This is a genomic window from uncultured Mucilaginibacter sp. (genome assembly GCF_903913935.1).
Lineage (GTDB): Bacteria > Bacteroidota > Bacteroidia > Sphingobacteriales > Sphingobacteriaceae > Mucilaginibacter.
Genome location: NZ_CAIWNH010000363.1, coordinates 1 through 11,353, shown reverse-complemented (window position 1 = coordinate 11,353; position 11,353 = coordinate 1). Strand labels below are relative to the sequence as shown.

9 protein-coding genes and 1 tRNA gene are annotated in these 11,353 nt (G+C 44.5%); 7 read left to right on the top strand and 3 right to left on the bottom strand.

The window, feature by feature from the left end; genetic code table 11:
• The first annotated feature begins 207 nt into the window (after window positions 1-207).
• Entirely contained in the window at window positions 208-909 is a 702-nt protein-coding gene (locus tag QZY09_RS14500; RefSeq protein WP_295673499.1) for a hypothetical protein, read from the top strand.
• Between the two features lie 85 nt (window positions 910-994).
• Here QZY09_RS14500 and QZY09_RS14495 read toward each other — a convergent pair whose 3' ends face one another.
• Window positions 995-1,402 carry a DoxX family protein gene (locus QZY09_RS14495; protein WP_295673497.1) on the bottom strand — a complete coding sequence of 136 codons (408 nt, stop codon included), beginning with the start codon at window positions 1,400-1,402 and terminating at the stop codon, window positions 995-997.
• A 25-nt stretch (window positions 1,403-1,427) separates the two neighbouring features.
• Entirely contained in the window at window positions 1,428-2,378 is a 951-nt protein-coding gene (locus QZY09_RS14490; RefSeq protein ID WP_295673495.1) for an LD-carboxypeptidase, read from the bottom strand.
• Between the two features lie 109 nt (window positions 2,379-2,487).
• Here QZY09_RS14490 and metG point away from each other — a divergent pair, with 109 nt between their 5' ends.
• Together metG and QZY09_RS14480 are read left to right on the top strand one after the other, a co-directional pair.
• Entirely contained in the window at window positions 2,488-4,560 is a 2,073-nt protein-coding gene (gene metG, locus QZY09_RS14485) for a methionine--tRNA ligase (RefSeq protein ID WP_295673493.1), read from the top strand.
• A gap of 181 nt (window positions 4,561-4,741) precedes the next feature.
• Window positions 4,742-4,813, top strand: a tRNA-Arg gene (locus QZY09_RS14480).
• Between the two features lie 140 nt (window positions 4,814-4,953).
• On the opposite strand, the gene QZY09_RS14475 is transcribed toward QZY09_RS14480, so the two are convergent.
• Entirely contained in the window at window positions 4,954-5,544 is a 591-nt protein-coding gene (locus tag QZY09_RS14475) for a DapH/DapD/GlmU-related protein (RefSeq protein ID WP_295673491.1), read from the bottom strand.
• Window positions 5,545-5,771: 227 nt separating this feature from the next.
• Here QZY09_RS14475 and QZY09_RS14470 point away from each other — a divergent pair, with 227 nt between their 5' ends.
• The 4 genes from QZY09_RS14470 to QZY09_RS14455 all read left to right on the top strand — a co-directional run.
• Window positions 5,772-6,404, top strand: coding sequence for a hypothetical protein (locus QZY09_RS14470; protein WP_295673489.1), 633 nt, complete (start codon window positions 5,772-5,774; stop codon window positions 6,402-6,404).
• Window positions 6,405-6,553: 149 nt separating this feature from the next.
• Complete coding sequence (locus tag QZY09_RS14465) at window positions 6,554-6,895, top strand: carboxypeptidase-like regulatory domain-containing protein (protein ID WP_295673487.1); 342 nt, start codon at window positions 6,554-6,556, stop codon at window positions 6,893-6,895.
• Window positions 6,896-7,135: 240 nt separating this feature from the next.
• A complete protein-coding gene (locus QZY09_RS14460) occupies window positions 7,136-7,882 on the top strand; it encodes a transporter substrate-binding domain-containing protein (RefSeq protein WP_295673484.1) in 747 nt (248 codons plus the stop codon).
• A 124-nt stretch (window positions 7,883-8,006) separates the two neighbouring features.
• On the top strand, window positions 8,007-11,353 hold a 3,347-nt coding region (locus QZY09_RS14455; protein WP_295673481.1), incomplete at its 3' end, for a cadherin-like beta sandwich domain-containing protein.

The window sequence follows — 11,353 nt, the reverse complement described above, 5'->3', positions numbered from 1 at the left end:
CCGTTATTAGATTAATAATAACGGCTTTTTGATTGGGATTGGTCCACTCAAGTTTTTTATTATACTTTTACCCTGAACAACTGGTAATACCTGCAATAACCCAGCTGTTTACAGCGTTTCCTATTCGAACGATAGGGACGCTTTGCAATGCGGTCTGGTCATAAAAGTAAAATCGTATATATCATATACCCATCAACTGTCAGCCTTATGAAAAAGTTAAGCTTAACAATTATTGCCTGGTTTGCATTGCTTTCAATGGTTTTTTGCCAATCCGGCAATACTGATTCCAATTCTATACTTTATAGCAGCGGCACGTCATCGTCAATCATACCTGTTTTTACGTATGCAGAGGCCACTCATGGCAGCCAGTATCTTTTTGATGGCTGGGTAAAAGGTACTTTGATAAGCACTGATGGTACTGTTTATAATGAACCATCCTATGGGTTTGACTATGACAAAATTGGGGGAGCCTTGTTGTTTACAAAAGACCGTAAATCAGCTATCCAGGTTGACGGTTCAAAGATTAAATCGTTTACGCTCTATGATAAACAGGATGATCCGGAGAACTTTATCCTTGTGCCCGTTATTGACCCAGCCCATTTTGTACAGGTGATAGCGGAGGGCGGCAAATACCGGATTTATAAACTAACATTAACTCATTTTGTTAAAAACAATTACCATAATGATGGGATGACCGCAACGGGCAACAATTATGACGAATACGTGGATGACTACACATACTTCGTTACTATAAACGGAGGGGCCCCGCAAAAGATGGTATTAAAAAAGAAATCCCTGCGGGAAGTTTTTAAAAATGATCTTGATAAACTAAATAGCTTTTTTGATACCAAAAGCGGCGATATGGACGATAGTTATCTGCGTGAATTGGGAGATTATATGACTAAATAATCCGCATCGTCACAAAAACCGGGGCACTTTTTTCAATAAACACAATAGATTTATCAAAATGTAAGGAAAAGTAATGGCTTCTGTTTTACTTTTTATCCACACTATTCCTACCCGGCCCAACAAACAACAGGCCGGCAAAAACAATTGCATCCTCAATTGCGTGTGCCGCTCCCTCTAAGCCGTCGCCCTTGCCGAAATGCATAGCTGCAGCCACTAAAAGATTGATTAGCATCAGCAGGCATACTGGGCGGAATGCCAGGCCGATGATCAGTAAAAAGCCACCGAATGTTTCAACAGCGGCGCTCAATAGTCCCCAAACTAAGGGCCAGAAATGAATGCCAACATATTTGGTTGAGCTGCCTAATTCGGCCCACATTTTTGGGCCGCCTCCTAATTCTGGATACCCGTGATAGATAAACATAATACCTAAACCAACCCGGATAACCAGTAACCCAAAGTTTTTGTAATTGCCAAGACCGCCGAAAAGTGCCATAGTATAGTGATTGGAGAAGAGTTAATTAGTGATTAGTAAAAGACAATGTTACTTCGCTGCTGTTTATTTGCAAATCTATTGTTTTTCCGAAAATAAGGCTGCAGTTATCAGGAATATGGCCGGCAGGGAAATCAAAACAAACGGGGTAATCATATTCCTTAACCACTTCGATAATAATTTCGGGTACGGTTTGCCCAAAGGGAATATCATTATCCTTTACATCTGTAAATCCTCCAACGACCAGGCCGGCAAGTTCTTTTAACTTACCGGCACGTTTTAAATTCCGCATCATCCGGTCGATAGCATATATATATTCTCCAACGTCTTCGATAAACAAGATCTTACCGGAGTAGTCAGGGTCGGAGACGGAGCCTGAAACCGCGATCAGCAATGATAAATTACCGCCAATTACAATGCCCCTGGATTTGCCGTGCCGGTTTAATGGATTGGATTTAAAACAGTAGCTAAGCGCCTCCCCGAATAAAGCCCGTCTTAAGGTCTCCAGCGAATGCGCCGAAGCATCCGGGATATTTACCGGCATTTGCCCGTGGATGGTTTCTGCGCCGTAGTTGGCAAACAAGTGCGTATGCAAAACGGTGATGTCACTAAAACCCACCAGCCATTTTGGGTTTACCGCAAAACGGCTGAAATCAACCTGGTCGATCATGCGGATCGTTCCATAACCACCTCGTGCAGCAATAATGGCTTTAACGCTGTCATCATCAATAAAGCGCTGCATATCGGCGGCGCGCTGCCCATCGTCGCCGGCAAACTGGTGGTACGACAACTCAAGGGTATTCCCCAAAACAACTTCCAATCCCCATGATTCCAATAACTTTATGGCATCCGTCATCGGCACAGGCAATTTTTTCGCCGGGCAGGTGATCGCGATTTTATCGCCTTTTTTTAGGGGAGGGGGGATGAGTCCGGAAGTCCGGAAGTCCGAAAGTCCGGAAGAAGCTGCAGCCTTTTTCATAGCCAATATTAGAAAAACTTTTTGTCTTTCCCTCCCTTTTTTCTTTCCGACTTCCGGACTTTCGGACTTCCGGTCTAAAAAAGTATCTTTGCGTCAATAACGAGATTAAATGTCCAATCTGAATAAATATAAACGTTTTACGGTTACATCGGCGCTGCCTTACGCCAATGGCCCGCTGCATATCGGCCACCTGGCAGGGGCTTATATTCCTGCCGATATTTTTGTACGCTACCTGCGCCTGAAGAAAAAAGATGTGGCATTTATTTGCGGATCTGATGAACATGGCGCGGCTATCACCATCAAGGCAAAAAAAGAAGGTACTACACCCCAGGCCATTATTGACAAATACCATAACCAGATTAAAAATAGTTTCGAGGAGTTCGGGATCGCGTTTGATATGTATCATCGTACCTCGTCGCCTATCCACCACGATCTTTCGCAAGAGTTTTTTTTAAACCTGTACGAGAAAGATGAGTTTATTGAAAAATTTTCGGAACAGTATTTTGATGAAGATTTTCAGCAGTTTTTGGCCGATCGTTATATTACCGGTACCTGCCCCAACTGTAAACACCCTAACGCTTACGGCGACCAGTGCGAGAATTGTGGTACTTCCTTAAACCCAACAGACCTGATTAACCCGATATCAACCCTTAGCGGTAAAACGCCGGTATTGAAGTTAACCAAGCACTGGTTTTTGCCATTGGATAAATACCAGCCCTGGCTGGAAAAATGGATTGATACCAAAGAAGGCGAATGGAAGGTGAATGTGTTCGGGCAATGTAAATCCTGGTTAAAATCAGGATTACAACCCCGCTCCATGACCCGCGACCTGGACTGGGGAATTGATGTTCCGTTGGAAGAAGCGAAAGGAAAGAAATTGTATGTGTGGATGGACGCGCCGATAGGCTATATCTCTGCCACTAAACAATGGGCGCTGGATAATGGGAAAGACTGGAAATTATATTGGAAGAAACAGGAAAACGAAGCGGATGATACCTGCCTGCTGCATTTTATCGGCAAGGATAATATCGTGTTCCATTGCATTATTTTTCCCTCTATTTTACATGCACATGGTGAATACGTTTTACCGCAGAATGTGCCCGCCAACGAGTTTTTGAATTTGGAAGGGGATAAACTGTCGACTTCGCGCAACCATGCCGTTTGGCTGCATGAATACCTGGAAGAATTTCCGGGCAGACAGGATGAGCTTCGGTATGTATTAACCTCTATCCTGCCTGAAACCAGCGACAGCGAATTTACCTGGAAAGATTACCAGGCCCGCGTAAATAACGAACTGGTTGCAATTTTGGGCAATTATGTAAACCGGGTAATGATACTGATGCATAAATTTTACGATGGTAAAATTGAAAGCGAAGGCGGCAAAGTAGTTTTAACAGATAAACACCTGGCCGCTGAAACCGGCAGGTTGTATGATGAACTGGAGGCAACCCTTGAGGCCTACAAATTCCGCCAGGCGCTGCAATCGGTGATGGAAATAGCCCGTTTGGGTAACCGTTATTTAACCGAAAACGAACCCTGGAAAACCATCAAAACAAACCCCGATGGCGCAAAGGAAACGCTGCACAATAGTTTGATATTGATAGGCCAATTAGCGACCTGCCTGCAGCCATTTTTACCAAACACGGTCAAAAAGATATTGGGTATGTTAAACCTGCCTTATAGCGCCATCGCCTTTAACCAGGAGATCGCCTTTGAAAGTGGCCACCAGTTAAACCCGGCGGCGCTGCTGTTTGAAAAGGTAGAGGATGATATGATCGATTTCCAGATGCAGAAGCTATTTGATAAAAAGGAAGCAAATGCTCCAAAACAACAATTAACTGTTGTACCGCCAAAGGAAAATATCAATTTCGAAAGCTTTGCGACGATGGATATCCGCACGGGAACCATTTTAACGGCCGAAAAGGTGGCCAAAACTAAAAAGCTATTGAAACTAACCATTGATACCGGCATCGACCAGCGCACCATTGTATCCGGCATAGCCGAATATTTTGAGCCAGAAGCCATCATCGGCCAAAAAGTAAGCGTTTTGGTAAACCTGGAGCCGCGGGAAATAAAAGGCATCCTGTCACAGGGTATGATACTGATGGCGGAAAACGCCGAAGGCAAATTGAGTTTTGTATCAGCGGACGGCGGGTTTCATAACGGCTCAGTAATTAGATAGATCGGAGTGAAAGCGTAAAGATTTACGAAGTTTGCAAAACGTCGTAAATCTGAAATATGCTCAATTCAATCAACCAATAACTGCCCTTGACTAACTCAATCAAAATTTGCACCTTTGCACTTCCAAAATATGCTTTTCTAATTTGCACATCCGCACATTCGAAATCTGCACATCAGGAACTGGTCCCGTAGTTCAACGGATAGAATAGGAGTTTCCTAAACTCTAGATATGAGTTCGATTCTCGTCGGGACCACAGATAAAGCCGAAAGCCTCAAGTCGAAAGTCTTGAGGCTTTTTTAATGCGATAATAAAATAATCCAGATGCTTATTGATTCGAAATTAGTAACCCGAACAGCAAAATAAATTTGTTTTGCAGCAGTTGTGGACACTCACTTAAATGCTATTTCCATCGCGGCAATCAATTGCCTTGATAAATTTTGCAGGCACACCGGCAACAATGGTATTGGCCGCAACATCTTTATTCACCATTGCGCCGGCAGCCACGATCGCATTTTCGCCGATAGTTACCCCAGGCAGTATGGTTGCCGCGGCACCTATCCAGGCATTCCTTTTTATTATGATGGATTTCAAGTCAAGCGATTTTCGTTGCGAAGGATCTGCAGGGTGATTTTCGGTGATCAGGTTGACTTTGGGGCCTATCTGCACATCATCTTCAATGGTAATGCCGCCCAGGTCGAGGAATGTGCAGGCATGGTTTATAAATACATTCCGGCCCAATTTAATATGACGTCCGAAATTGGTATAAAAAGGCACAAATACGGTGGTGCTTTTATCGATATCAGTATCGGTAATTTCACTCAAACGCTCGCGGATTTGGTCCACACTGGTTGAAGTATTAAGCGCTGCAGACAGCGTAATGGTGTGGGAAACAACGTCCCATAAACGTGGCATCTGTGGGTCATCATTCCGGATGATGCCGCCGGCAAGCATCCTGTCAAAAATGTCGATTGTATTTTCACTCATATTAATTACCTATACCGCTAAGATAAAGATTGCTTTTTGAAATGATAAATACTTTGTTTTTGGTGCCGCTGTATCCAGAGTGAGGGGACGAAAAATGCAAGTTTTAATCCTAAATCTATAGGCAAAATACTATATTTGATACGCAGCCCAGGCGGCTGCTGGAAGTTGCCTTTTTTTTTAATCCGATAATTTCCGGTACTAAAAAATAAAAAGTAAAACCATTCGGTATGAATAATGCCTCCTCAAATAGGCCTTCTATCGGTCAATGGGTGTCACTAATTACCTGCGGGTGGCTTATCGGCTTTATTACCGGAATATTTATGGCAGATGCGCTGGAAACCCTACATCTGGATTTTGCCTTAATAATCGTGGGAATGTCGTTTTGGGTTGGGCTGATGCAAAGAATTGCCCTCAGAAAACAACTTTTTATCAACAACCTATGGGTGCTTTTTGAAGTTTTGGGATTGAGCACGCCTTTTGTTATCTCAAATTTTATTGTTGTTTTATTAAATAATAGTTTCCCGGGATTAATTGGAGAGCGTACTAATATGTTATTGATAATTGTGGCAACTCCCATAGGTGGGACATTCGCGGGATGGCTTCAGTATAAATTTATGCTTATTAACGATGATTCAAAGAATAGCCGAGAGTGGATAAAGTATAGTTTTATTGGATGGACGGGTTGTAGCTTTTTTATTATGACTTATTTTCTTTTCGCTACTAGTTTGCATTTAGAAAAAAGCATGGCTGGAAAACTTCTTAACATATCCGTCCTATTGTTGGGAGGCCCCATTTTAGGAGGCTTATCGGGACTTGGGCTTAAATCTATTAGTAATACTGCCGCATTCACCCACCAGTAGGGCCACTGCTCGTCGGAAAAAATAGTAACGACTTGCACAGCGCGCTCATCGAACCCAGATCAACAAACTAAAACGCCTCCTGGCAATCTGCCCTCCTCATTAATTAGTATTTTCTGCAACACCCCCGTCAGAACCTGCGTCTTATAGCTATGAAACTGAAATTCCTGTCTTTTTTAACCTTTATTACGCTCATACTATTCAACTTTGCAATGGCACAACCATGCGGTAAAATTACCGGCTCAGTTTTAGATGAAACCAAAAAACCGCTTGATGGCGCAACGGTGATTTTACTTGCCGCCAAAGATTCGACAGTTGTAAGCAGCCAGCTGGTTAACAGGGATGGTAGCTTTGCTTTTCAAAACTTAAAAGACAATATTTACCAGATCAGGGCCACCTATATCGGCTTTAAAAATTACCAGAGCAGCAATGTGGTGGTGAGGGGGCAAAAGCCGGTTGATCTGCCTGCATTTATTTTATCGCCGGCCGGGTGAGTCAACCCCGGCGGACATTACCGCCAATGCATGGCGGCGAGTTTACTCACCCCGGATTCGCGTTGCTCTCCGATCCTATCTTCCGCAAGCGGCAAAGTGGGTAGCAACAAAGATTTTTTTTTTGAACACTAAAGGTATGTTGGCAATAATTTGCAGACTTGAAACAAATTTGTCTATTTTAATATCATGAAACTTTGCCGGCACTGCTTACTGCTTTTTATCATATTCATTATACCGTATTTGTCCAAAAGCTATGGGCAGGTCGGTCAGTTAAGTGATTCAACGTCAAGGTTAAATCACATCCAAAAAAACGGCGTTTTGCGTATAGGCATCCCAAGCGATTACGCCCCTTTTGCCATCATAAAAGGGGATTCACTTTCCGGCGCTGACATCAGGCTGGGTCGCGCGCTGGCTTCAGCCATGGGTGTTAAGCCCGTATTTGTAAAAACAAGCTGGGCGAACCTCGCTAAAGATATGCAAAGTGATGCCTTTGATATTGCCCTCGGCGGCATCAGCATCACTCCTGAACGGGCAGCTTTGGCGAGCTTCTCCATCTCTTATCATTCGGGCGGAAAAACTTTTCTTTGCCGCCGTACGGACAGCGCCAGGTTCTCGACGGTGGAGGCCGTAAACAATCCTGGTGTCCGTTTAATCGAAAACAAGGGGGGCACAAACGAGGCCGTTGCCAGATCTTTATTTTCTACGGCCGTATTGCAAATATATCCTGATAATATTGGCATTTTTAACGAGATCGTGGCTGGCCGTGCCGATGTAATGGTAACGGATGATACAGAGGCAGACCTTAAGGCCCTGCAATATCCACAACTCTGCCGGAGCCTCCCCGGCACGATCACCAAAAGCGACAAGGCGCTGTGGATTCAGCCGGGTGCCGCGTTGGTTAGTTTTGTAAATAACTGGCTGCAAAAGGAGCTGGCTGCCGGAACGCTTCAGCAATGGTTAAAAGAGGCCATGTTACCTGTTAATTGAGCTGTTGCAGGGGGCAATAATTGCTTCAATAAGTGTTTTTATAAAATATATAAAAACTGCTTTTATTGTATTGGTTAACAGTTTTTTGTGTTGTAAATTTGTATTTAGCCAGATCTTACATGTAGTGAAGAGATTAGCCTTATACCTATTAACTGTACTCCAGATCGGAGCTATTAACTCGCTGAAAGCGAGAGGTTATCTGCGTTTTTATACTATTACCGGAAATACCATCAGTGCACCTATAACTGCGGGTTTTTGCTCTGGCGGAAACCCCGGCAATATAGTTGGCAACATACCATCAGGCGGTAGCGGCGTTTATACCTATCAGTGGCAAACATCAACCGATAGTGTTAATTTTACCACCGTTTCCGGGATCAACACTATGAATTTTGACCCGCCCCAAATCAGCCAAACTACCTGGTACCGGCGGCTGGTAACTTCGGATAGTGATACAGCTACATCGATAAGCAACACAGTTGTAATAACCATCTCTAAGCCTGTTACAAATAACACCATAACAGCACCGGCTGTTGCCACATTTTATACACCAGCCGTTCCCGGCACTATTACCGGAAGTATCCCATCTGGCGACAGTACTTTTACTTACCGCTGGCAGATTTCGACAGACGATCTTAATTTTACTGATTTAAGTGGTGCTGCAGGCAAGGATCTTACCGCGCTTCCGTTATTAAGCCAAACTACGTATTTTAAAAGAATTGTAACATCCGGGGCGTGCACTACGCCGGTAATAAGTAATACGGTGAAAATAATAGTGGCGATACCACTTACAGGCAATGCCATCGTTGCACCAATTGTTACAGGGTTTTGTTCAACAGGAGATCCGGGTGTAATAACAGGCGGCACACTTTCCGGCGGCAATGGCCCTTATAGTTACCAGTGGCAAAGCTCCGCAGATAGCATTCATTTCACCTCCATTCCCGGAGCGGATAGCATTAATTTTGATCCTCCGGCGATCACGCAGACTACCTGGTACCGGCGGCTGGCCTTTTCAGGCCCGCAGGGTGCAGCGTCTGCGAACGTGGAGCCCAATAGCCTGGATTTCTTTTTAATAGGAGGGCAAAGCAATGCGTATGGTACCGGGGTTCTTTCCCTGCAAACACCCATACCCGCCGGTATTTGCTGGGAATATGTCAAAGGCGCGTTTATCCCCGTCACTAAACAAGCGATCAACATTGGCAATACCGGTTCAATATGGGCCGCTTTTGCTGTTGCTTATTATAACAGAACCGGCAGAAAAGTATGCCTTGTTCCGGCATCTGTAGGCGCTACGTCACAAGTGGCAGCCATTGATGATGGTCATGGGAACTGGGACCTGACAGGAAGCCTGGTTTCCGATGCTGTTTTATTATTGAACCAGGGTTTGGCAGCCGCGCAGAATGCAGGTTGGACCACCCGCGCGAAAGGGATTCTGTGGGACCAGGGTGAGCGGGATGGTAACGCGATAACAACTGGGCAAACAACGATCGGCTTGTACCAGGCAGCTTTGCAGAACATGATCGCCAATTTCAGGACCAGGATATCAAATAACAGTTTACCATTTTATATTTTTAGAATAGCCAATAGTAGCTCCGGCGGGTTGCAGGTACAGGCTGCACAAGAGGCCATTGCAAAAACAGACCCGAATACGGCGGTGGTATTCAGGGACGCAATTGATTATACGGTAGCCAATGGGTATCTTAATCCGGTAGGCCTGGTGCACTATACCCAGGCCGGCTATAACCTGGCGGGACAAATTGGAGGGGATAACGTAGGCGGTTTTACCGGGCCTGTTGTAAGTAATGTCATCAAAATAAATATTTCAAACCCGGTCGTCCCGGTTTTGCTTGATACATTGGTACAAATCAACGGCGGTAATCCGGCGGCGCTTGCGGTTGGATCACCAAATAATAATACCGTTTATAACTGGTACGATTCCCTGGATGCAACCAATCTGCTGTTTACCGGGCCAACGTACGTAACCCCGCCATTAAGTGCAAATAAAACCTATTATGTCCAGGAAATAAACGGTGCCTGCGGCATATCATCGTTGGCAACAGCACACGTAAGTATTATCGATGGACTGGACAGCCTGAAATTAAGCGCAGGCACTTTAACGCCAATTTTTCAAACTGGCAAATTTAGTTATAATGCATCGGTCAAAAACACGGTAACCTCGATCACATTAACCCCGGCTATCAGCGATAGTACGGCCACTATTACAGTTAATGGTAGCCCGGTAGCAACCGGTACACCCTCAGCAGGCATTCCGTTGATCATTGGCCTTAACCCGGTTAACATATCCGTAAGTTTTGCTGATAGTTCAGCAGCAAAAACATATACCGTAATTGTTACCAGGAACCTTTCAGAAAATGCGGATATTTCGGGTTTAAAATTAAGCAGCGGTATTTTATCGCCGGCATTTGCAGCTAATACAACAAGCTATACCGCATCAGTGGATTATGGTGTTTCTTCTATTACATTGAACCCAATAGCTGCTGATTCAAAGGCAACAATAATGGTAAATGGTTCGCTAGTGGTGACAGGTGGGGTATCAACAATTATCCCATTGTCTGTTGGTCCCAATACCGTTGCTGTTGCGGTAACCGCCCAGGACGGGATGACGACGAAAACGTATTTCATAGTGATAACAAGGGCCGGAGCATCTGTAAATGCAGGACTTGCAAGTTTAGGATTAAGTGCCGGAACATTGACTCCGGTTTTTGCAACAACAAAAACCAGTTATGTAGTATCGGTAGTTAACGGTATTACGTCAATAACTGTTACTCCAGTAATAAGCGATACCACTGCGACGATAACAATAAACAGTACACCTGTGGCATCAGGCACCGCTTCAACAGCAATTCCTTTAGCCATTGGCCCGAATACCATCAATGTAACGGGAACGGCCCAGGATAGGTCTACAACACTAACCTATACCATAACTGTATATCGCGCCGCTTCTTCAAATAGCAACCTTGTTGCACTCCATTTAGGTTCGGGCAGCTTATCGCCGGCGTTTACAGCTGCAACAACCACTTACACCTCTACGGTTGCCAATACTGTGCTGTCAACAACAGTGATACCCGCTGAAGCCGATTTAAATGCCTCAATAACGGTAAATAGCGTCCCTGTCATATCAAGCCAGGCATCGAACCCCATTGCTTTAAATGTTGGCCCCAATACCATTAGTGTGGCAGTAACTGCCCAGGATGGTACTACGGTAAAAACATATACGATAGTGGTAAACAGGCTTCCTTCGGTAAATGCGAGCCTCGCAGGGATTACGTTAAGCAACGGGGTATTATCGACGGTTTTTTCAGCATCAAAATATAGCTATTCAGCATCCGTGCCTTATGCAGTAAGTTCAGTGACAATAACGCCAACAGTTAGTGACGCTACAGCAACGATAACAGTCAATGGTTCCCCGGTACAGTCTGGTATGCCATCTTCGGATATTATATTATCTGTTGG